We start from the raw sequence: 22,334 nt of genomic DNA on the forward strand, positions 1-22,334 counted from the left end.
ACGGCCTATCCTTAGCCGTCTGTTTTTTATATTTAAAAAAAAGGGGGTTATTTTATTATACGTTCTCTCTAAACATTTGGTTCATTAATTTATTTATTTTCTCTGTTCGTAATGCCGTATTCTTCGGCATTTCTCCATCTACCATTTCCTCGACAGATGCTTTCCTTACAAGTTCCGGATTGAAACCCATTTTTTCAGCCATTAATCGCATAAATTCATAAAAGCTTCTAGTCTTAGGAGAACCGGCATTAAATACACCAGATACGTCATTAACTACCATTTTTACAATGACAGCCGCTAAATCCTCCACATGGACAAATGTACGAATTAAATCATCACGGAATGCAATTGGCTTACCTGACCGTAAATGATAGGAAAGTTTATCTGTTCGTTGATCAAGCCTGCCAACCTGATTTTCCCCATAGACAGACCTACTCTTAAGATGACATAATTGGTCAATTCATTCGTTATAAAGCGTTCAGCTTTGACTTTAGCATTCGCATAATTACTCAGCTCATGATCATCTGGTAAAGGGGTTGCGGGATCCTCCTCATCATACGGACCATTCCCAGCACTGTAGACGAAATCAGATGAAATATAAACGAGCTTTGTTTCAGGGGTAAGGTGGGTTAGCAAGTGCAGAAGCCCATGCTCCGTCAATTGATGTTCTTGTGGTCCGTGCATCACCGACCAAACAACTACATCCGGTTGCATTGCTTTATAGTAGTTGGAGAAGGATTCTGGCTCATTTATATCCAATTTTACTAAATCAGCAACTATTGCAGGTTCATCCAAATATGTTCCACTAACAGTAATTTCGGGGATAGCCTTGAATCGTTTGTAAACAGAACTTCCAACATAACCACTTGCACCAAACACACAAACTTTCATGATTATTCTTCCCCTTTCTTTTATTGTTATCAGATTAGGATTCTGTCTTTGGATGCTGCTTACTTATTTTTTGATACGTCTTTTTGATAATTGATACTCTTCCTTCAATAACTGGCTGCCAAATACCGAGAACTGGCCTACTTGATAACAGAAGAACTAACGCTAACGAAATAGCAGCAAGACCAACCAAATCTATTATTCGATTTACCTCAAATAATTCTGCTTGTCGAAAATATTGAATGAAAAAACCGTGAAGCAGATAGACATACAATGTTCTAGCTCCTAAAACAGTCCAATTAAATTGCTTTTTAGGCACCCACGATAATACGCTGACAATCATGAGAGCAGCCGTTAAATAGACAAGTAATCTTGCTAGTCCTCCAAATTCTCCCATTCCTAAATCTCCATATGATTTAGAAGCAAGCAACCAACCTGAATTAAAATCAGGCATATAATAAATAGCAGTTGCAATTCCAGCCATTACTATTATTGATGCTACCTTTATTCCTTTGTTCTTGATCAACATTAACTGTTTTTCCGTAATGAAGTAGCCAATTAGGAAAAACGGAAAGAATACAAATGTACGCGATAAACTAAACGTATGACCAATTTCACCAAAGTAACCTACAATTAGACCTAATTGAATTGAAATAACTACTGCCAATACTGGAGGTAGCTTTTTAAACCAATATAATAACATATGCCAACAGAATAAACTGAATAAAAACCATAATGCCCAATGAGGACTAAACAAATCCGTTTCCCATCCAGATTTACCAATCAGGTAATAATATCCTGAATAGAGGATTTGAAAAACAACATATGGTACGAGTAATTTTTTCATTAAATTTAAGATATATTTTATATTCCCAGAACCTTTAGCAAAAAAACCTGAAAGAAAGATAAATGCTGGCATATGGAAAGTATAAATCCACATATATAGCGTATTAATTTTCGGAGATCCGTCTGTAAAAGGCTGGATCATATGACCGAATACAACGAAAAAAATTAATAGCACTTTTGCATTATCAAAAAAGGCATTTCTTTCCATTACGCATCTCCTTTTTTAAAAAATTCTGAAACTTATCCCTTGGTCAATGTTAAATAAGTGTGCAATATCCACTTTACCCTATTTTTTATAGAAATAAATAGGTTACTAACCGATTTCATAGACTTGTTAGGTTATTGTAAAAGATTTGAAAAAAAGCTGTCATGATGTAATGGATAAAGTAAAAATTCAATCCGTGGAGGTTAATGTTTACCTCCCACGGAAGGTTAGTACCATAAGAATATGACCTAAAGACTTTGCAGTCGATCCCCACTCACCAATATTAGGTTCACTTTATTGCTTGAAGTGGGGCTTACTGCCAATTATATGCGGGGTAAAATTGGCCAAAGTTCTATTTTGAAGCATTCCACTGAAAAATCAGCTTTTATAGAAACCCTGTGTGTGGGTGGACGAATATCAATTGCTTTTCGTGAAAACAACAATAACGCAGCCCATGCAGTTCTTTTAAAGCTGCGAGGCTACGTTTTACTTTTCTCTTTTCTTATTCGGGTAAATCCACTTTCCTTTATGAGAAGGCCAGTCCAAGCAAACCCGTTCTTTCACTTCTTTCCACACATGACGTTTTGTACACTTCGTAAGTAGCCTGTCGAGACATTTTTGACAGCATGAAAAGAGGCTGGGACAAAACACAACTTCTTTACTGAAAATACGAATAATCATGTTATCAATAGGAGTATCATCGCCGCACCGTGAAAATATACGCTCTTTCCACGAGCACGGCCACAGCTAACTTGGTAAAGAAAAACACGTTACCACGTGAATCTTCGGACTCGTACTGTTCCCGCCAGAGTCTCACTTATTTCAGGTGCTAAATGAATGATTCTGATCAATAAACGAACGATAATTAATTTCAACCAATCATCGTTCGTTTTTAATTGGATTCTTCATTCTTTTGTCTCAGCCTCTTTATGAGCCTGTCTTCTTCTTTTTTGCCGTTGTTTTCGTCTTTTTCTTCGGTTGCTTTGGCTTTGGCTTTTCTTGTTTCGCTCGATCCAATGAGGCCTGCAGTGCATCCATTAAGTTTGTAGCTGCCTCTGGAGCAGGCTTTTCTGTTGCTGTAGCAGTAGATTCATCATTGTTCTTTTTCTGTTCAATTAGATCGAGTAATGCTGTACGATACTCATCTTTATATTTCGTAGCATCGAATTCAGTTGTTAATTGATCAATAAGCATTTTTGCCGTATCAAGCTCTTTTTTTTCGGTTTCCACTTCATCAGGTACATTTGGTACATCTTTCACATCACGAACCTCATCAGGGTAATGAATGGTTTCTACTACCAATGTATTCTCGTAAACACGAATAACAGCTAACTGTCCTTTTGACCGGATGATCATTTTGGCTATCCCTATTTTACCTGTATCTTTTAAAGCATTTCGTAACAGACCATATGCTTTTGCTCCCCCTTCGTTCGGAGATAAATAATAGCTTTTTTCGAAATAAATAGGATCAATTTCCTCTAATTGTACAAAGTCGACAATTTCCACTGCTTTATCTTCCTGTTCCTTCTGTAATGCTTTTAAATCCTCTTCATCCAGTACAACAAATTTATTTTTGGCATACTCATATGCTTTTACAATTTCATCATTCTCTATTGGTCGATCACAGACCGGACAACTTTTTTCATATTTGATTGGTGACTGGCATTCCTTGTGCAGCTGTCGAAGTTTAACATCTTTATTTTCTGTTGCAGCATGCATTTTTACAGGAATATTTACTAAGCCAAAGCTTATCGTACCTTTCCACATTGTATGCATTCACACATACCTCCCTTTGTCATAGTTTGGCTGAAATAACTTTATTTATCCTTCCTGATTAAACAACAGCATTTGTGTAAAAATAAGATAAATACAACCGTATCTTTTTAAAAGGGAGCATGAAATATGCATGTTATGAAACCGATAGCAAGTACAGATATACCTAAAGGTGACAATTGGATGTTTGAGGTGAAATACGATGGATTTCGTTGTGTTTTAAAATGGGAGCACGATAATATCCGTCTAATGAGTAAGAATAATAAAGATCTAACTTTACAGTTCCCGGAAATCATCGAATATTGCAAACGGAATCAAGAGAGACTTCTTTCCTTTCTACCTATACAGCTTGATGGAGAACTAGTTGTATTAAATAACATGTATCAGGCTAATTTTGCTTGGATTCAGAAAAGGGGGCGGCTAAAAAATAAAGACAAGGTCCAAGAAGCCGCTATCCATCGTCCAGCCAGCTTTCTAGCATTTGATCTTATTATGCAAAAGGGCAGACAACTATACCAAGAAATGTTTACGAAGCGTAAGCAAGCTTTAGAAGCTCTCATTTCTCAACTGAAGCACAACAATATCATACAATTTGTAAACGCATATCCAAATGCTGAGCTGTTATTAGAACGCGTTTTTACAAATAAAGGAGAAGGAATTATTGCTAAACGAAAACGTAGTACTTATAAGGCCGGTAAAAACCATCAGGATTGGTTTAAAATAAAAAATTGGAGAACATTACATGGTTTCTTAACTGCCTTCGATATGAGAAATAATTATTTTTCCGTCGCCGTCTTCCAAGAAGATACCATCGTTGACATCGGAAAGTGTAAACATGGATTAGATGAGGAAGCACTTCATACATTAAAAGATCTATTTATCCATAAGGGTAGTAAACAAACAGGTTCTGTATTCACGTTACCACCTGCCATTTGCGCGGCCATCCATAGTTTAGATTTATACGATGGGGAACTTCGAGAGCCAGAGTTTACCAAACTACAACCTGATGTACACGCGAAAGACTTAACAGTTGATAGATTACATCTTGATATGGCTATGCTTCCTGAAAATATAGAATTGACAAATACGACAAAATTACTCTGGCCAAAAAGGCATCTAACGAAGGGAGATCTGCTTATTTATATAAGAGAAATCGCTCCTTATATGCTGCCATTTTTAAAGGAGCGTGCTTTAACTATCATTCGTGCACCAGATGGCGTAGAAGCTGAGCACTTCTTTCAAAAGCATTTACCAGCGTATGCACCAGATTTTATTCCACGTGTACAAGCGGATGGTGAAAGCTCTATTCTTTGTGATTCGCTCCATACACTCATATGGCTTGCTAACCATGGCACTGTTGAATTTCACGTTCCGTTTCAAACGTTGGCTAGTAGCTATCCCCAAGAAATCGTCTTTGATTTAGATCCTCCCGATAGAGAACGATTTCATTTAGCCATAAAGGCGGCACAAATAATCAAACCCATACTAGATGACTTAAAATTGACATCCTTTGTGAAGACTTCAGGCAATAAAGGATTGCAAATCTATATCCCTATTCCGGAAAGAAGCATGACCTATGAGCAGACCGCATTATTTACGCAAGCAATTGCATGGACTGTTGAAAATGCTTATCCTCAGTTATTTACAACTGAACGTATGAAAGACAAGCGAAATGACAGATTATATATTGACTATGTGCAACATGGGAAGAACAAGACAATTATTGCCCCTTATTCACCAAGAAAAACCGTAGATGCCACTGTTGCAACTCCATTATTTTGGGATGAATTGACAGACAAGCTCAATCCTCAAGCCTTTACGATCAAGAATGTAGTGGATCGTGTGAAATACAAAGGCTGCCCTTTTAATAGCTATCACAGGGAAAAGGAGAAACAATCCGTATCCAACGTATTAAAGCTATTACAAAAATAAAGTGAAACTTCAATCCTTGGGGGTATTACTGCCAGTTATTTGTGGGATAAACTACGCACTCTCCAGAAATATACGTAATTACTGTGAGAGGAAAGATCTCGCTGCCCCCAAGGAAGCTTAACAGCCGCATGCCAAAAGTGAAGTCGATTTCTGGAGCAGCTTAGTTACACGAACCATCATTCCAGTTGTTGATAAACACAGTTTTATCCTCGTCTCCATCTAGTTAAACAAATGTTTATTTTTATTGCGTAACAATTTTTTCATACGTAAGCTGATCGCAAATTATAAATAGTTTTGCATCCGTTGGTATAGGTTTTTTCAATTGATTTATTATGGATAAATCGTTGCCATTTGCTATTAGCATTGCTCCTTGCTGTGCTAAATCAGTACGCGCTTCTTCATACGTGTTCCATGTTTCTTTTTTACCAATCGAATAAAGATCGTAGCCTTTATGACTCGTCAGTTGTCGAATGATTTCACTCGAGCCATTGAAAAGTATGGAACGTGCCGCAAGATGCCCAGCTGTATCGTTTGCAGTAATAAATTCCTCTACAGAAGCATGTTTAAATGCTTGAATATGCGTCGATTCCAATACTTCACAAATGGTATAGATATTTTGTTTATATTCCTTCCCTATTCCTTCAAGGATGGTCGCAATTAGTAAGGTTTGCCCATCTGCCTGAGATGTTGCTATCGTATTCTCAGGAGCAAAAACCATCACGGATTTGCACTTCAGCAAATTTGCTTGTAATAATACATCCTGATTCGCTGGATTTCCGTGAACAAATTCTACTTGTTCATGCAATATTGGGGTTTTCTCTAATTTTTCGTCAATAACAACAATTGGTATATCCTTAAACGTATGTAAAAGCTCATCTAACGTAATTTTTGCTTTTTTTGTCCAGTTAATTAAAATAATATGTCCCTCTGTTGAGATATTCAATTTCCCTTCCTCCTTTAACCGTTTGCGGATACTTAAAAAATCAATTGCTTTACCGATAAATATTGTCATAAGCCCTATCCCAACAATGTATAAAAACATTGCAAATAGCTTCCCGGGAACGGTAACTGGAGAAACATCGCCATAACCTACTGTTGTTACAGTTGTCATGGTCCACCAAAGCCCTTCAAAAGGACTTGCAAATGTATCTGGTTCTAAAAAATATATAAAGTAACTGCTAGCAAAAACCAATGTTAATGTTGCAAATAGCAGAAACCAATTATTTAACTTAATTACTTTTACGAATAATTGCTTAAAAAATATCACGCAGGTTCCCCCCTTTTTCTTTCTAATAACACTAACATACGCATCCTAATACCTAATAAAATAGTAACATAAATATAAGATTCGTATAGAAAAAAACGAATAGATTCATGAAATCCGATTATATTTTTAGCGAAACCGGCGAGTTATCCGATTAGCTAAAATAACTAGTGAAAGCAGTAAGGATTAGAGAGAGAAGCGGTGTCTCATTTCCGCAAGAGCTTTTTGTAAGCAAGTAGCTTGCCTGGCTTGTACAGGATCAATACCACCACTTCACTACTGCATCTAAAAGAATCTTTTATTTTTTGTCCTGTAAATGAACCAAACGCTTCAAATAATGTAGATTGATCACTCATATAAACTTCCTTGAGCTGATTCCAAATATATTCTTAGATCTTTTTTTATTACGCTATAAGCTCTCTGGAACCCCAGCATAGACGGGGCTTTTCTAAACAATTAAATAAAAAAAACTGAGCAAAATTCGCTCAGTCCTTATCACTAAATGCTCAGATTTACGCTTCCTCTAGTAGCTATTATGGAATAATAGCTACTGCTTGCTTGACCACCACTCCGGCTGCCCACTTCCCTTTCCGTGGGGTTTGTCCTTCAGCTAACTTTTTTAGCAAAACCCGCTCAAAAAAGTGGATCTTCAGGTCAAACATTTCCCACAGGAGTTGAAGTGGCCGGCCTTCGCTATTATCAGGCTCTACAACGCTAGCATGAAGTAACACAGCTGCTTTTATACTCACGGATAGCGATTTTCACTTTACCCATTGTAAAAAAAGTCAACCTATTTCTTATGACAAGAATTGTTGCACCTTCTCATAGCGGAGACTAATTACGTAGACTCCTGCGGGATTAGCGCGAGCCGAAAATCCACTTTGCAACGTGTTCTTCTTTGCAAAGTTAGTTGAGGCCGTGCCCGCCGAAAGCGAAGTAATTAGTCGGAGCATTGCCAATATACATCAAACATTTCAAAATAACTACTTGGCTTAACGCAGTCATTGCACTGATTTTATACTTTCTTAACTTAGAACAAAAGCGCAAGCGCCCGATTAGAAACGTAGCGACTGGAGCGAGTCAGCTGTGATAAAGAAATCACGGTGAGTCTGTACGAGCCAATGATAACTTATTTTTAGGGCGATTCGTGAAGTCGCCTAATTGCTGGACGCTGGAGCTAGACGTTGCTCTACATACCCATATTTATCCACATGGGCAGATTTTATAAATTCCACAGACTACAAAAAAGCTTGTAGAGAAACTCTAAGTTCTCTACAAGCTACCGCTTCATATTGACAATAATCTTAAAGGGATGAACTTTCCTCTATTGCCGTTTTATCATTAAATATTTTAACATCCATCTTTTTTAATATTCTCGATGTCAATGTCCCACTAACCATAGAACCATTAACATTAAGAGCAGTACGTCCCATATCAATAAAGGCTTCAATGGAAATTAAGAGCCCAGCTAGTGCAACTGGCATATTCATGGAGGAAAGTACAATTAATGCTGCAAAGGTTGCTCCCCCACCAACACCAGCAATTCCAAATGAACTAATACCAATAATAAGTACTAATTGCAATATAAATCCAGGTGATAATGGATCGATTCCTACTGTTGGCGCAATCATAACAGCCAGCATAGCTGGATATATACCTGCACATCCGTTTTGTCCCATTGTTGCACCAAATGACGCTGACATGTTGGCAATACCTTGATCAATACCTAGCGAATTTCGTTGTGCTTGAATGTTTAGTGGGATCGTTCCAGCACTTGAACGTGATGTAAACGCAAAGCCTAATACAGGAATGACCTTACGTAAATATATGAACGGGTTCAATCCGAATAAACTTACTAATAATAGATGAATAACAAACATAACGATTAACGCAACATATGATGCGAGAACAAATTTACCTAGTTCTACAATGCCTGCGAAGTCTGTGCTTGCCACCGTATTTGCCATCAATGCTAAAATACCATAAGGTGTTAAACGTAAAATTAATGTAACGATTCTCATAACGACTGCATAAAGAGAATTAACGATCTTTGTAAACATTTCTGCCTGTTCTGGGTTCTTCCTACGAACTCCGAGAACAGCAATACCGACAATTACCGAGAATATAACTACTGCAATAACAGAAGTAGATCGCTCTCCAGTCATATCTAAGAAAATATTAGACGGGATGAAATTCAGAATTTTTTGTGGAGCTGATTGATTTTCAACTTCACCCAATGTGGTCTCAAGCATTGTTCCTCGTTCATTTTCTGCATGCCCAGCTTCTATTTGGTCAGCACTTAAGTCAAATAGTGTTGCCGAACCAATTCCGATCAAGGCAGCAATCATCGTTGTTGTTATTAAAATGCCAATAATCCAAGCTGACATTTTTCCTAATTCAGCAGTTTTTTCTAAATTTATAATGGATTGAATAATCGACACCATAACAAGCGGTACTACAATCATCATAAGAAAACGGATATAACCACTACCTACGATGCTATACCACTCCGTAGTTTCTGTTAATACTTCTGAACCTGTACCATAAACCAGCTGTAATATAGCACCTAAGACAATACCAGCACCTAGCCCAGTAAACACACGCTTCGTAAATGAAAAATGCTTTTTCTGCATCCATATAAGTAATCCAATTAAAATAACTAGTACTGCGATGTTTACAATGGTATAAAGTAAACTCATTATATAAACCCTCCTTGTTTGTCATTTCCGTTATTATTTGCATATGAAGTTGAACTTATCATATGCGCAAAAAATTTTTATCGTTACCATATTTTATTATTCCGATAAAATTAGTATGACTTTAAATAAGATACAACGGTTTAGCATTTGTGTCAAGAGAATGATTTCTTCCATCTTGGATGCACTGGTTAGAGTTTTTAAGAGGGCTGACAACCACTTACGAACAAAAGCGCTAGCGCCCGATTACTGGAGCGAGCCAACAGAGGTAAAGGAATCACCGTGAGCTTGCAAGCCGATGATGACTTAGCGTAGGGCGATTTGTGAAGTCGCCTCGTTTCTGGGTGCTGGAGCTGGACGTGGCTCAACACGCCCATCTTTATCCACATGGGCTAATTTTATAATTTCCTTTGACAATTAGAAAAACGGAGCAAAATTCGCTCAGTCCTTATCACTAAATGCTCAGATTTACGCTTCCTCTAGTAGCTATTATGGAATAATAGCTACTGCTTGCTTGACCACCACTCCGGCTGCCCACTTCCCTTTCCGTGGGGTTTGTCCTTCAGCTAACTTTTTTAGCAAAACCCGCTCAAAAAAGTGGATCTTCAGGTCAAACATTTCCCACAGGAGTTGAAGTGGCCGGCTTTCGCTATTATCAGGCTCTACAACGCTAGCATGAAGTAACACAGCTGCTTTTATACTCACGGATAGCGATTTTCACTATACCCATTGTAAAAAAAGTCAACTTATTACTTATGACAAGAATTGTTGCACCTTCGCATAGCGGAGACTAATTACGTAGACTCCTGCGGGATTAGCACGAGCCGAAAATCCACTTTGCAACGTGTTCTTCTTTGCAAAGTTAGTTAAGGCCGTGCCCGCGGAAAGCGAAGTAATTAGTCAGAGCATTGCCAATATACATCAAACATTTCAAAATAACTACTTGGCTTAACGCAGTCATTGCACCGATTTTATACTTTCTTATCTTTTAAAAAAACCGGTTTCTCCTAAAGAAACCGGCTAACATAAATAGAATATTGTGATTTTAAAAGCTAATTACTAATCCAGCTTTATCATCTGATTTTTTGAGCCTAGGATATGTACTACACTCTGGATCTGCTTTTTCAAAATGGAGCAGATCTTCGATATAAGAATCTATCCCTTTCTGTATAATCAAAAATGACAAATACCCCCAGCAGTTTATCTCGCTTGGAACGATTCCTTTAGGTAACATCATTCCATCTGTTAGTGAACCATTAAAAAGAAGCTGCCTCAATAGTCAGCTTCCTTTCCTGTTTTTTTAAAATGAAACTCGGTCATTCCAAGCCTTATCTGCTAGACTAAATTTTGTGACAAACACTTATCAAACTAGGGTTGGTTCTAATTCAATTTCCACATTTCCTTTTAATGCTCTAGAAATCATACAGCTTTGTTCTGCCTTGATGACTAATTTGCGGAGTTGACTATGTTGACCTTCTGTCGCATGCTCTGTTAAAGTAACCGTTGGCCGATGTATAATTCGCTTATACGTGAATACTCCCTTTGTCACGTCCACGATCCCTTCCGAATGTAAATACATTTGCTTTAAAGGCAATTCCGCTCTTTCAATCATTGCTGCTAATGTAATAATATAACAGGTAGCAGCTGCACCTAATAGCATTTCGTCCGGATTTGTTCCAATTCCTGGACCATCCATTTCAGGTGGTATAGATATATTTGTTTTCAAGTTACCTGTCTCTAGGAAGCCTTGACTATTTCTCCCACCTGGCCAATCTGCTTTTAAATGAAAATGATGCTCTGCCATGTAATCACCTCTTAGCTATAGACTACTAAACATCCATTTCTAAAGGGAATAGTTATGCTTCAAACCCTGCTCACATAATTATAAAAAGTATTTCATCAGAATAATCACAATAATTCAGCAGCCTATACAGGTACGCTCAAAAAATACAGTGAAACTTCAATCAGTGGGGGGTTTTGTTTAGCACCCACTGATTGGTAGTACCACACTGCTTTACTTTCCCCTATTATTTCTTTGTAGGGAGTTGAACAAAAATTGAACCACAGAGAGCGCTTCTCCCTCACACGAGGTTAACGTGTTGTCGACTAAGATGACCATTCCACTGATTTTAAAAGAGACTTTTTTGAAAACCTAATCTATTCCTTCATAAAAGATCATTCATTGACGTTAATCCTGAGCTTTTTCTTTTTTGTTTGCATCGCTAGAGGTAAACCAACCAATAACCGCAATTCCTACTAATACGACATAGAATATCGATTTCCATAATGTTGAATGTGGAAAATCATGTGGTATCCAAGCAATATCTGGATGTGCAAGAACGATTAAAGCTAGTTTAACTCCGACCCAGCCAACAATTACAAACGCCGCAATTTCCAAACCAGGACGCTTATTTAATAAATCCACAAAAACATTAGCTGCAAAACGCATGATAATTAATCCAATCATTCCACCAGCAAAAACTACCAAGAATTGTCCGGTGTCTAGACTTCCGATATGGCCAAGATTAGTTGGTGGTAAAGCTACTGCTAAAGCTACTGCTGCAAGAATAGAATCGACCGCAAAGGCAAGGTCAGCAAATTCTACTTTTAAGACGGTCATCCAAAAACCGCTACCTTTTTCTTCTTTGGCACTCGCTTCTTCATCTGGTTCATCCTTGGATTTTAACTTATCATATAAATGTTTAATCGATATAAATAACAGGTAAGCTGCACCAATCGCTTGTACTTGCCATACATCGACAAGGAATGAAATAATAAACAATGAACCAAATCGTAATACAAATGCACCAGCCAATCCATAGAATAATGCTTTCTTTCGCTGATCTTCCGGTAAATGCTTCACCATTATCGCTAAGACAAGCGCATTATCAGCGGCTAGTAAACCTTCGAGTCCAATTAAAACTACTAATACCCATAAATATTCCACTAATAATTCAATACCCATTCTCTAGGCTCTCCCTTCTGCTACGCTCGTATAGAGCTTTAACCTTATATTCGACTTGAAGCTTTTACTTCTACCTAAAATTACGTTATGTAACTTCGTACAAATAAAAAAGCTCCTACCAATAGGTAAGAACCATCAAAAAAGACCCTTACCTAGACTGGTAAAGGTCTCGCTAACAACGATCGTTGCCAATTCAGCCGGAGAATATTCTCGTAATGACGACTAAAATTGTACAGCTACTCCCCTTTAATAGGAATATAACATTACTTACTATTAAACATCGATAAACATAAAATGTCAACGATTGATTCTACCATGTGTCTAGTTTTAGTAACTAGCCTTCCCCACAGAATCAAATCTATTCACCATATTAGCCCTCGATAATTTGTTCAAGAATCCGTTCCATAGCTTGTTTTAATGCAGAAATCCTTTGTATGCTCTCTTTTTCATTTTCCGTACAAACCCCATAATAACATTTGATTTTTGGTTCAGTACCTGATGGGCGAAGGCAAACCCAGCTATGCTGTTCTAAAATAAATTTCATCATATTTTCTTTAGGTAGTTCAATAGCTTCTATATTTTCTGGATTATCGAGCGTATAGCGTTGACCAATTAAATAATCTTCTGTTGCTTTCACACATAAATCAGCAATTTCCTGTAATGGTTCTGAGCGGATTGTAGCCATAATCTTAGCTATTTGCTCAGACCCTTGCTTCCCTTTTAAAGTTAGAGATGTCATGTCTTCCTTATAATAGCCATGCCTTTCATATAGTTCATGAAGCGCATCATGCAAAGTTTTACCTTTATTCTTCCAATAGTATGCCATTTCACTTGCCATCATAGCTGCTTGTATCGCATCTTTATCTCGTGCAAAGCTACTCGTTAAATAACCATAGCTCTCCTCATAACCAAATACGAAAGTTTCACCAGTTGCGTCAAACTCCCGTATTTTTTCTCCAATATATTTAAAGCCTGTCAAAGTATTAATTGTCGTTATTCCATAGTAATCCGCCACTGCTTTACCTAGTTCCGATGTCACTACTGTTTTTAGCATCCGTCCGCTTTTTAATAATGCCGAATCACTATGCGATAAAATATAATCCAGCATTAATGCACCTAACTGATTACCAGTTAACACTTGATAATTACCCGTGTCGTCTTTGACAGCAACACCTAAACGATCGGCGTCCGGATCTGTTGCTAATAAAATAGCTGCATCATGCTTTTTCCCCTGTTGTATTGCCCTTGTGAATGCTTGATGCTCCTCTGGATTAGGTGATTTCACAGTAGAAAACTCTGGATCTGGGACAGCTTGTTCTTCTACAACATGAACATTCGTAAAATTCAATTGTGCCAATCCCTGAGATACGAGCTCGTAAGCAGTTCCGTGAAGTGGTGTAAAGACAATTGGTATAGCTTTCTCTTGCTCACGTTCTTCTGCAGGCAGCTTAGATATATCAATCAATTTTTCTAAGTAGGCATTATCAATTTCATTCCCAATCCAGTTAATTAGTTCTTCTTTTTCTAATGTAGCTTGATCCATATAGGGAACTAATAATTCATCGTCTGTTTGTTGAATGCAGGCAATAATGTCAGCTGCCTGATTTGGTGTTATTTGTCCACCATCCTCATTATACACCTTAAAACCGTTATATTCTGGAGGATTATGACTTGCTGTAATCATTATTCCTGATACCGTTCCCAAATAACGTACCGCAAAGGAAAGTAGCGGGGTCGGTCTTAATGATTTAAACACATATGCTGTTATTCCAAATGCCCCTAATACTTTTGCTGTCTCAATAGCAAATTCTTTTGACATATGTCTGGAATCGTACGCGATTACAACACCTCTGTCTTTTACATTTACCGTATGTTCTAATAGATAATTTGCCAGTCCATTAACAGCCTTACGAATGGTATATATATTCATACGGTTTATTCCAGGACCAATGATCCCTCTCATCCCGCCTGTCCCAAATGTTAATTCTTTATAAAAAGCATCTTCCAATGCGAGCTGATTTCCATTTAATTTCGTTAACTCATTCTTTAAATTCGCATCAAGATCTTGGAATGTTTCCCATTTTTGATAGACTTTTTCCCAACTGGTCATTCGTTATGTCCTCCAACTGTATATAATCTATACGAATTTTAGCATACTTACACAGATTATTCTATCGATCAAATTTTGAATCGTTTATGATTTCATAAATTAGGTTAAAATAATAGAAAACGTAAAGATCAAAGCTGTCTTGTTTGGGAATATCATTGTTACTTTAGCGTCGTCGTATCAAAACAGTTCGTAAAGCTAAATAAGATATACTTTCTATTATTCTTTGAAACAGGTAAAATAGATACAAATGATTTGTGAAGGTTGGGATGTTGGTGGTAAATAAACGCTGGTTTCAGTTTTTAGTGTTTTTCATAATGGTTTTTCTGTTAATATTACTTATTTCGGTTACTGATTTTATTTTTACACCCTTTTTGAAAGTAATAGGGGCCGTCGCCGTACCTATTATAGGTGCAGGTATTCTTTACTATTTAACAAAGCCGTTAATGTACTTCTTTGAACGCCTTAAAATAAATCGTATCTTTTCAATTATTCTTGTATTTCTTGTATTAATTCTTCTTGGTGTTTTTGTCTATATGTATATTGCTCCAATTGCCCAACAACAATTTAGGAATTTAATTGATAATGTTCCAACAATGGTAAACTGGGCGCAGGATATGATTTCTTTATGGCAATCAAACCAAACTGCTATTCCTGCAGAAATAGACAAAGCAATCAATAATTTTACGAATAACCTTCAATCACATATTGATAGTGTATTAAATTATTTGTTTGGATTTATTGGACAACTCATTGGATTTGTTACTGCATTAGTTCTCGTTCCATTTTTCTTATTCTTCATGTTGAAGGATGGAGAGAAGCTAGTTCCATTTATTACACAAATCTTTTCCAAGAAAAAAGCGGAGAATATTCGTAGCTTGTTTGTCAAAGTAGATGGAACGTTAACAGCCTTTATACAAGGGCAGTTAATTGTTAGTTTTGCCGTCGGTGTGCTGTTATTTATTGGATATTTGATCATTAACTTAAAATATTCCTTAACACTAGCGTTATTTGCTATGGTAATGAATGTAATTCCTTTTGCTGGTCCATTTATAGCCGTAATTCCGGCATTAATCGTTGGAGCATTCCAAGATCCGTTTATGGTGATTTGGGTGTCCATCGTAATGATAGCCGCGCAGCAAATTGAAAGTAATTTAATTTCACCAAATGTTATGGGGCGTGCATTAGACTTACATCCATTAACAGTCATTACCGTTATCTTAGCAGCAGGAAGCATTGCTGGATTCTTAGGTATTCTATTTGCTGTACCATTTTATGCAGTGATTAAGACGATCATTATCCATTTCTATAAAACATACGTAAACTCTAAAAAAAATAAGGAAGATGCATTAATCTAATGCTGAGCTTATTAAAAGCATAAATTACATGTAGATAAAGTGAAACTCCAAACTATAATCCGAGGTTACGAACTTAGTTCCGGATATTGGTTTGGAGTTTTATCATTTATGGTGGTGAAGACTTCTGTGATAACTGATGAGCTCGAAGAATCAGTTGCTAAGCAATTTTTTTAGTGCGTTAGCTGATCATCATAAAGGTTCCCATCGTTTAGATTGCGATTTTAGAACATGGTATTATATTTGCTTGTGAACTACTCATTTAGTTTTAACCTAACCACTCGGTTATCTCTAAAACAAATAGACAATAGCAGAACCAATTTTATAATAGCCAATCTTCTTGTAAATATTATTTGCAGTTGGGTTCGACAAATCTGTATATAAACTACAAAATTGATACCCGTCATTTAACAGCTTTTGACTTAATTGGCTTACAACACTTGTAGCATACCCTTTTTTCTTATATTTATCAGGGGTATAGACAGCATTAATTGTCGCACCATGCTTCGTCTCCCTTGATTTATTCGCCATGGAAACCTTATTCTCCCCTATCTGCAAAAAATAAGCTGATTGCTTATGTAAAAACTCCGCCGCCAAACTAGATGCTCGCGACTCATCTATTGGTGCATTAGCTTCCTCTCCAAAAAGAAGAAGCCACTTTGCTAGAAGTGCATGATCAGCTAATTCTGCTTGAATTAGCTGTCCTGGTAAAGGATACTCTATCTGCACACGGTCTAATTGATAGATCAATTCATTCATATGTACGGATGCTGTTTTCCCGCTTTTTTCTTCCCATTGCTGGGCGAAAGCTTTTGCATACTTTATTGGCCCTAGTACGCCAGGAACCTCATAGCCATGTTGATTTAAATAATTCGTAATAACCGGTATGAAATCGAGAGAATTCACTTCAATATCTGGCAAGATCCAATTATGGGGTGGAGTTCGCAGGAATGCATAAATAATTTCCCCATTCGCTTCTACCCAACCTAAGAAACAATCTGTTTTGTTTTCCTTCAAGCGATTCATAATACCAAGCATCAAATTATTACATGCTTCTTTCTGAAGTAAAAGCGGTTCAACTCGTTTTGCATATGAATCAACAGCCTGGTTAATAAACACCTTCACCTTAACCATTCCCTCTCTATTTTTCTAATACTATGAATGTTTTTACCTGTTTTGTAAAGTGTTTTTTGCTACACTAGTATAAAGAGGTGATGAACGATGACAATAGAGCAGTTACAAGCAAAGCTTGATGAGTTAAAATCCGATTACGTACGGATTCAAAGTGACTTAGATAAACTTGAGTATGTCCGCGGCAGAGTATCATCTGCAGAGGAACAACTTATTCGTCTTGAAGGAGAAATTGCTGAAGTTAATAAACAATTAGCCGATTTAAATAAGAAAAACTGAGCAAAATTCGCTCATTCCTTATCACTACATGCTCAGATTTACGCTCCCTCTAGTAGCTATTATGGAATAATACCTACTGCTTGACCACCACTCCGGCTGCCCACTTCCCTTTCCGTGGGGTTTGTCCTTCAGCTAACTTTTTTAGCAAAACCCGCTCAAAAAAGTGGAACTTCAGGTCAAACATTCCCCACAGGAGTTGAAGTGGCTGGCCTTCGCTATTATCAGGCTCTACAACGCTAGCATGAAGTAACACAGCTACTTTTATACTCACGGATAGCGATTTTCACTTTATCCATTGTAAAAAAGTCAACCTATTACTTATGACAAGAATTGTTGCACCTTCTCATAGCGGAGACTAATTACGTAGACTCCTGCGGGATTAGCGCGAGCCGAAAATCCACTTTGCAACGTGTTCTTCTTTGCAAAGTTAGTTGAGGCCGTGCCCGTGGAAAGCGAAGTAATTCGTCGGAGCATTGCCAATATACATCAAACATTTCAAAATAACTACTTGGCTTAACGCAGTCATTGCACTGAATTTATACTTTCTTAACTTAGAACAAAAACACAAGAGCCCGATTGGAAACGTAGCGACTGGAGCGAGTCAGCGGAAATATAGGAACTACAGTTTGCTTACGAACCGATGTTGACTTAGCTTAGGACGATTTGTGAAGTCGCCTCGTTTCTCGGCGCTGGAGCTGGACGCAGCTCAACCCGACACCATATTTATACAAATGGGCAAATTTTATTATTTTCTAAAAGAGTGAAGCGTTTGAACTGCTCCCCTTAAGTTAGACAGATTAACAAATAAAAATCTGTTTTACCTTAGGGGGAATTTTTTATGTCCAAGAGATCTCATTCGAGTGAATTTAAATTTGAAGTAATAATGTCAACAATAATGAAGGTGATACAAAGAAGGATGTTCAAATATCAAATAAATAATACAACCCTTTCTAGATGGATGGAGACATTTGAAACGGACGGAATAAGTGGGTTAAAGGAAGCAGCTGTATTTGATTAGTTGTCAGGAGACTATTCTTATAAAGAAGTTCCAATGGAATCATTTTGGGGGGCTCTCAAATGTGAGAAGTACTATTTACATAAGTATGAAAGATATCAAGAAAGATTATACGGCCCTAGCCCTGTTAAATATAGAGCTAAAGCCGCTTAAATCCATTTTTATTATTTCCAATGTCTACTTGACAGGTTCAATTCAGCTTCATACTTCTTTTTCATTCCCTTTTGTATTGTTATTTCGCTGCGTTTCTAACTTGGCTTGAATCTTTGCTTTTTCTTTATTAGGTGGTGTCAGACTTACTATTGTATCCCCTACTGCTGGAACAGTTCGCATTTCTTCGGAATAAAATTTCAATTGACCTGAAGGCTTAATTAGATAAAGAAAAGCAGTAGATTCATCTTTGTCAGCTACATATTGCTTATAGTTATATTGTGAAGTTAACGTAGTTTGTCTGAACACATAATGATTATTCAGCTTTTCCAACAAATCTTCCATCGTAAATTTCTTATCAAATAAAATCCGTCCTCCAACTTTAGATACAACCTCTGTTGTATCACCTTTTATTTGATCAAGTGGACTAACTTTAAAGACATTAGTTCTACCATATTCGGGCATAAATGTTGTACATACAAGGGAATTAAAAGCATGATCATCTGTTATAGCTAGCAAATATTCATATGGAATTGTATCCAGGTTATATTCCGACTGCTCAGAGAGTATATTTCCATGATAAAAATTAATACCTGCCTCACGAACTGGCCTTAATCTTTCCCATGAAGAGTCAACAATTATTACTGGAAAATTAGCCTTTGCCAGTGATTTAGCTAATTCAACTGTAAAGCGATTAGCTCCATTAATTAATGCTCCTGGTCTTCCTTCCATAGATAAATGTAATTTTTTCGCCAACCAACCAATTGAAAATCCATGAGCTACAACCGTAAAAATTACTAGTCCAAAGGTAAGTGTTGTTAGTATTTGTGCATCTTCATAACCTGCTTCGGTCAATACACTAGCAAAATAGCCTGATACGGTCAACGCTACAATTCCTCTTGGTGCAATCCAACCTACTAGAGCTTTCTCATTAAATGATAATCCCGTGCCAATGGTAGAAAGGAAAATCGATAATGGGCGAACAATGAACATCATTAATAATACATAGCCAATAATGTTGGGACTAAATATTTGCAGTAGGGTTTCTAATTGCAAGGATGCGGTTAGCATAATAAATATCGTTGAAATGAGTAAAATTGAAATGTTTTCTTTGAAATGACGCATGTCAGAAATAGAGCTTATCCCCATATTGGCAAGTGTAATTCCCATAGCTGTTACTGATAATAATCCTGTTTCGTGCATAATTTCATCTGCACCAGTAAAACAAACAATAACAACAATGACAACTGCTGGAGATTTTAAGAATTCTGGAATATGGCCTGTTTCAAACATCCAGCCAATTCCTTTACCACATGCCCAGCCAAATATTGCCGCAAAAATAGATGCTGCAAAAAATAGTGTTAACTTTGCTCCATCCGGATCATTTGCTGTTAAAAAGGTAATAATCTCAAAAGCGAACACTGCTAAAAGTGCACCAATTGGATCAACGATTATTCCTTCCCATTTTAGGATTTTAGCTGGTCTAGGCTTTAGCTTTGATTGCCGTAATAATGGCATTATTACAGTTGGTCCAGTAACAATAAATAGGCCACCAATTACAAAAGCAACGGTCCAAGACAAACCTGCAATATAGTGAGCAGTTAATGAGCCGAGAATCCAGGCTATAAATGCACCAACAGTGGAGATTCGGAAAACAGGCTTGCCTAGTCCCCTGAGCTCCTTAAAGCTGAGATTTAAGCTGCCCTCAAATAAAATAATGGCTACTGCTACAGATATAATTGGGCTATATAAACTGCCAAAGTCTTCCTCAGGGTTCATTAAACCAAAAACTGGTCCTGCCAACAGTCCAGTGATCGACATAACAACAATAGCCGGCATACGGTAACGCCAAGCGATCCATTGGGACCCGATCCCTAAGAAGCCTATTAGCATGATTTCAAATAATAAAGACGGAACCATGTGATACCCCCTATTTAAAATTTCAACGAAACTACTTCCTTATGTAACATTGCAATCAATCCTACAGAAAGTAAAACGTCGGATAGCCATATAAAAGGAAATAACACATTCCTTTGTAATGGCAAATTATAGATAAGATAAAAACATTTTAAATGTGAAAGGAAAGAATGTAAACAATTTTAATTCAGGCAAATATAAATCATACTATTATCAACATTTACTTTTCTCTCCTTTTCCATTGACAATCTTAACCTGTTACTGTTAAGATGATGTCTGCTTTGCGTTATTTTCTGAAAAAAATTAATTCAAAAAATCGCCCTTTATTTTCAGATTATATTGAAAAAATAGATATTACTCTTCTTTCTTTAGTATTTGATAATACAGGAATGTTCATTCCATTTCGTTTTAATTTAAGGAGTGCTATACAACTGTATTCAATAAACAATCTCAACAGGAAATCATATAGAAGGGATACACGTATGATGAATAAAGATACATTCATAATCGGCTTTATGTTATTTGCTTTATTTTTTGGTGCTGGAAATCTCATATATCCTCCTGTACTTGGACTCCATTCAGGATCGTCTTTTATTACTGCTATTGCAGGCTTTGTGATAACTGGTATAGGTTTACCTATTTTAGCAGTTACTGCTATTTCGTTCGTAAAAAAAGATGCCAGAGAAATAGCAAATCGAGTCCACCCTCTATTTGGCATTCTATTTACAACAGCTGTGTATTTAGCAATTGGACCATTTTTTGGAATACCTCGTGCAGCTACAGTTGGCTACGAGATGAGCATCGAACCCTTTCTTAATAACGTATCACCTTATACGTTATTGCTGTTCACAAGTGTATTTTTTATTTTCGTCTTTTTTATCAGTTTAAATCCTTCAAAAATGGTAGATCGAATTGGACAGTATTTAACACCTATACTATTGCTGTCTATTACAGCATTAGTAATTGGCGCTATTATCTTATTTGACCAGCCAGCTACAGCACCTACCAGTGATTATGCTAGTAGTCCTTTTTTTAAAGGCTTTGTCGAAGGCTATTTAACTATGGATGCTATTGCAGCTCTAGCCTTTGGAATTATTGTGGTAAATGCCTTTAAAGAAAGGGGTGTTTCCACACAGAAAGGGCTTATTACTGCAACATTGAAGGCTGGATTGGTCGCTGGAGTAGGTCTGATCACTGTCTATACCTCTATCGGCTGGATTGGTACAAAGGTGGCAGGATCAGCTAGCTTCAGTAATGGCGGAGAGATACTCTCACATGCTGCAACTTCAATCTTTGGAACATTTGGAACACTGCTGCTAGGAATTATTGTTACGTTAGCCTGTTTTACCACTTCTGTCGGTTTAGTAGTTGCTTGTGCGCAATTTTTTTCAAAATTGGTGCCAATCTCTTATTCCTTGATTGCTTTTATAATTACTTTCTCTAGTTTTGTTATTGCTAATCAGGGTTTAGATGCAATCATTAGTTTTTCTGTTCCCGTACTTGTATTCTTATATCCAATAGCTATTGTACTTATTATGCTAACCTTTCTACGGTCATTATTTCAGAATAGGCCGGAGGTCTACCGTGGGGCAATTCTATTTACCGCAGTCATAAGCTTAAATGATGGGATTACGTCCTATGGTATTGATATTCCAACTGTCACGAACTATGTAATGAAAATTCCTTTATTTGATATTGGTTTGGGCTGGCTACTACCAGCTATTATTGGAGGATGTATCGGATTTCTAGTTTCAAAGCTTAGACCCCAAAAGACTTAACTATTACTTTAGGCTAGTGTATTCCAGTAAAGC

The 22,334-nt window shown here is 37.0% G+C and carries 20 protein-coding genes and 1 pseudogene; 5 read left to right on the forward strand and 16 right to left on the reverse strand.

Going from position 1 to position 22,334, the window contains the following annotated elements; translation table 11 throughout:
• Positions 1 to 55: 55 nt before the first annotated feature.
• The 4 genes from D9782_RS23435 to D9782_RS02375 all read right to left on the reverse strand — a co-directional run bounded on the left by D9782_RS23435 (position 56) and on the right by D9782_RS02375 (position 3,715).
• Complete coding sequence (locus D9782_RS23435; RefSeq protein WP_226983562.1) at positions 56 to 310, reverse strand: SDR family oxidoreductase; 255 nt, start codon at positions 308 to 310, stop codon at positions 56 to 58.
• A gap of 17 nt (positions 311 to 327) precedes the next feature.
• Complete coding sequence (locus D9782_RS02365) at positions 328 to 891, reverse strand: sugar nucleotide-binding protein (protein ID WP_226983563.1); 564 nt, start codon at positions 889 to 891, stop codon at positions 328 to 330.
• Between the two features lie 34 nt (positions 892 to 925).
• Entirely contained in the window at positions 926 to 1,942 is a 1,017-nt protein-coding gene (locus D9782_RS02370) for an acyltransferase family protein (RefSeq protein WP_026681833.1), read from the reverse strand.
• Between the two features lie 924 nt (positions 1,943 to 2,866).
• Positions 2,867 to 3,715 (reverse strand): non-homologous end joining protein Ku, encoded by an 849-nt coding sequence (locus tag D9782_RS02375; RefSeq protein ID WP_026681834.1) that lies wholly within the window; start codon positions 3,713 to 3,715, stop codon positions 2,867 to 2,869.
• Between the two features lie 126 nt (positions 3,716 to 3,841).
• Here D9782_RS02375 and D9782_RS02380 point away from each other — a divergent pair, with 126 nt between their 5' ends.
• Positions 3,842 to 5,644, forward strand: coding sequence for a DNA ligase D (locus D9782_RS02380; RefSeq protein ID WP_121603974.1), 1,803 nt, complete (start codon positions 3,842 to 3,844; stop codon positions 5,642 to 5,644).
• Between the two features lie 241 nt (positions 5,645 to 5,885).
• On the opposite strand, the gene D9782_RS02385 is transcribed toward D9782_RS02380, so the two are convergent.
• From D9782_RS02385 to D9782_RS02425, 9 genes and pseudogenes are all read right to left on the reverse strand, one after another.
• Positions 5,886 to 6,911, reverse strand: coding sequence for an ion channel (locus tag D9782_RS02385; protein WP_026681836.1), 1,026 nt, complete (start codon positions 6,909 to 6,911; stop codon positions 5,886 to 5,888).
• Between the two features lie 293 nt (positions 6,912 to 7,204).
• A pseudogene (locus D9782_RS23440) lies at positions 7,205 to 7,297 on the reverse strand (IS200/IS605 family transposase); the annotation flags it as partial.
• Positions 7,298 to 7,441: 144 nt separating this feature from the next.
• Positions 7,442 to 7,657 (reverse strand): hypothetical protein, encoded by a 216-nt coding sequence (locus D9782_RS02395; protein WP_121603973.1) that lies wholly within the window; start codon positions 7,655 to 7,657, stop codon positions 7,442 to 7,444.
• A gap of 555 nt (positions 7,658 to 8,212) precedes the next feature.
• Positions 8,213 to 9,607 (reverse strand): L-cystine transporter, encoded by a 1,395-nt coding sequence (locus tag D9782_RS02400; RefSeq protein WP_121603975.1) that lies wholly within the window; start codon positions 9,605 to 9,607, stop codon positions 8,213 to 8,215.
• Between the two features lie 486 nt (positions 9,608 to 10,093).
• Complete coding sequence (locus tag D9782_RS02405; RefSeq protein WP_121603976.1) at positions 10,094 to 10,309, reverse strand: hypothetical protein; 216 nt, start codon at positions 10,307 to 10,309, stop codon at positions 10,094 to 10,096.
• 340 nt (positions 10,310 to 10,649) lie between these two features.
• Positions 10,650 to 10,880, reverse strand: coding sequence for a hypothetical protein (locus D9782_RS02410; protein WP_121603977.1), 231 nt, complete (start codon positions 10,878 to 10,880; stop codon positions 10,650 to 10,652).
• 87 nt (positions 10,881 to 10,967) lie between these two features.
• Positions 10,968 to 11,408 carry an OsmC family protein gene (locus tag D9782_RS02415; RefSeq protein WP_026679635.1) on the reverse strand — a complete coding sequence of 147 codons (441 nt, stop codon included), beginning with the start codon at positions 11,406 to 11,408 and terminating at the stop codon, positions 10,968 to 10,970.
• 384 nt (positions 11,409 to 11,792) lie between these two features.
• Positions 11,793 to 12,569 (reverse strand): TerC family protein, encoded by a 777-nt coding sequence (locus D9782_RS02420; RefSeq protein ID WP_026679634.1) that lies wholly within the window; start codon positions 12,567 to 12,569, stop codon positions 11,793 to 11,795.
• A gap of 370 nt (positions 12,570 to 12,939) precedes the next feature.
• The gene (locus D9782_RS02425; RefSeq protein WP_121603978.1) at positions 12,940 to 14,679 is read right to left on the reverse strand and encodes a phospho-sugar mutase; all 1,740 of its coding nucleotides are present in this window, start codon (positions 14,677 to 14,679) and stop codon (positions 12,940 to 12,942) included.
• A 302-nt stretch (positions 14,680 to 14,981) separates the two neighbouring features.
• On the opposite strand from D9782_RS02425, the gene D9782_RS02430 reads away from it, so the two are divergent.
• Positions 14,982 to 16,034 (forward strand): AI-2E family transporter, encoded by a 1,053-nt coding sequence (locus D9782_RS02430; RefSeq protein ID WP_371413984.1) that lies wholly within the window; start codon positions 14,982 to 14,984, stop codon positions 16,032 to 16,034.
• A gap of 288 nt (positions 16,035 to 16,322) precedes the next feature.
• Here D9782_RS02430 and D9782_RS02435 read toward each other — a convergent pair whose 3' ends face one another.
• A complete protein-coding gene (locus tag D9782_RS02435) occupies positions 16,323 to 17,165 on the reverse strand; it encodes a GNAT family N-acetyltransferase (protein ID WP_121603979.1) in 843 nt (280 codons plus the stop codon).
• Positions 17,166 to 17,252: 87 nt separating this feature from the next.
• On the opposite strand from D9782_RS02435, the gene D9782_RS02440 reads away from it, so the two are divergent.
• Complete coding sequence (locus D9782_RS02440) at positions 17,253 to 17,441, forward strand: SE1832 family protein (RefSeq protein WP_026679630.1); 189 nt, start codon at positions 17,253 to 17,255, stop codon at positions 17,439 to 17,441.
• Positions 17,442 to 17,514: 73 nt separating this feature from the next.
• Here the strand turns inward: D9782_RS02440 and D9782_RS02445 are convergent, their stop codons facing one another.
• Positions 17,515 to 17,712 (reverse strand): hypothetical protein, encoded by a 198-nt coding sequence (locus tag D9782_RS02445; RefSeq protein ID WP_121603980.1) that lies wholly within the window; start codon positions 17,710 to 17,712, stop codon positions 17,515 to 17,517.
• A gap of 567 nt (positions 17,713 to 18,279) precedes the next feature.
• Here D9782_RS02445 and D9782_RS02450 point away from each other — a divergent pair.
• The gene (locus tag D9782_RS02450) at positions 18,280 to 18,459 is read left to right on the forward strand and encodes a helix-turn-helix domain-containing protein (protein WP_121603981.1); all 180 of its coding nucleotides are present in this window, start codon (positions 18,280 to 18,282) and stop codon (positions 18,457 to 18,459) included.
• Positions 18,460 to 18,657: 198 nt separating this feature from the next.
• Here the strand turns inward: D9782_RS02450 and D9782_RS02455 are convergent, their stop codons facing one another.
• Positions 18,658 to 20,526, reverse strand: a complete 1,869-nt coding sequence (locus D9782_RS02455; protein ID WP_026682621.1) for a cation:proton antiporter — start codon at positions 20,524 to 20,526, stop codon at positions 18,658 to 18,660.
• Between the two features lie 479 nt (positions 20,527 to 21,005).
• Between D9782_RS02455 and brnQ the strand changes: the two genes are divergently transcribed.
• Positions 21,006 to 22,301: a branched-chain amino acid transport system II carrier protein gene (gene brnQ, locus D9782_RS02460; protein WP_121603982.1), complete on the forward strand. Its 1,296-nt coding sequence runs from the start codon at positions 21,006 to 21,008 to the stop codon at positions 22,299 to 22,301.
• The last annotated feature ends 33 nt before the right edge of the window (positions 22,302 to 22,334 follow it).

It is taken from the genome of Virgibacillus sp. Bac332 (genome assembly GCF_003667785.1).
Classification (GTDB): domain Bacteria; phylum Bacillota; class Bacilli; order Bacillales; family Amphibacillaceae; genus Virgibacillus; species Virgibacillus salarius.

Excerpts from the sequence above, each read along its gene's own strand:
- D9782_RS02365 (WP_226983563.1), bottom strand. The coding sequence starts at position 891 with ATGAAAGTTTGTGTGTTTGGTGCAAGTGGTTATGTTGGAAGTTCTGTT.
- D9782_RS02440 (WP_026679630.1), top strand. The coding sequence starts at position 17,253 with ATGACAATAGAGCAGTTACAAGCAAAGCTTGATGAGTTAAAATCCGAT.
- D9782_RS02455 (WP_026682621.1), bottom strand. The coding sequence starts at position 20,526 with ATGGTTCCGTCTTTATTATTTGAAATCATGCTAATAGGCTTCTTAGGG.
- brnQ (WP_121603982.1), top strand. The coding sequence starts at position 21,006 with ATGATGAATAAAGATACATTCATAATCGGCTTTATGTTATTTGCTTTA.
- D9782_RS02400 (WP_121603975.1), bottom strand. The coding sequence starts at position 9,607 with ATGAGTTTACTTTATACCATTGTAAACATCGCAGTACTAGTTATTTTA.
- D9782_RS02435 (WP_121603979.1), bottom strand. The coding sequence starts at position 17,165 with ATGGTTAAGGTGAAGGTGTTTATTAACCAGGCTGTTGATTCATATGCA.
- D9782_RS02450 (WP_121603981.1), top strand. The coding sequence starts at position 18,280 with ATGTCCAAGAGATCTCATTCGAGTGAATTTAAATTTGAAGTAATAATG.
- D9782_RS02370 (WP_026681833.1), bottom strand. The coding sequence starts at position 1,942 with ATGGAAAGAAATGCCTTTTTTGATAATGCAAAAGTGCTATTAATTTTT.
- D9782_RS02380 (WP_121603974.1), top strand. The coding sequence starts at position 3,842 with ATGCATGTTATGAAACCGATAGCAAGTACAGATATACCTAAAGGTGAC.
- D9782_RS02420 (WP_026679634.1), bottom strand. The coding sequence starts at position 12,569 with ATGGGTATTGAATTATTAGTGGAATATTTATGGGTATTAGTAGTTTTA.
- D9782_RS02425 (WP_121603978.1), bottom strand. The coding sequence starts at position 14,679 with ATGACCAGTTGGGAAAAAGTCTATCAAAAATGGGAAACATTCCAAGAT.
- D9782_RS02375 (WP_026681834.1), bottom strand. The coding sequence starts at position 3,715 with ATGCATACAATGTGGAAAGGTACGATAAGCTTTGGCTTAGTAAATATT.
- D9782_RS02415 (WP_026679635.1), bottom strand. The coding sequence starts at position 11,408 with ATGGCAGAGCATCATTTTCATTTAAAAGCAGATTGGCCAGGTGGGAGA.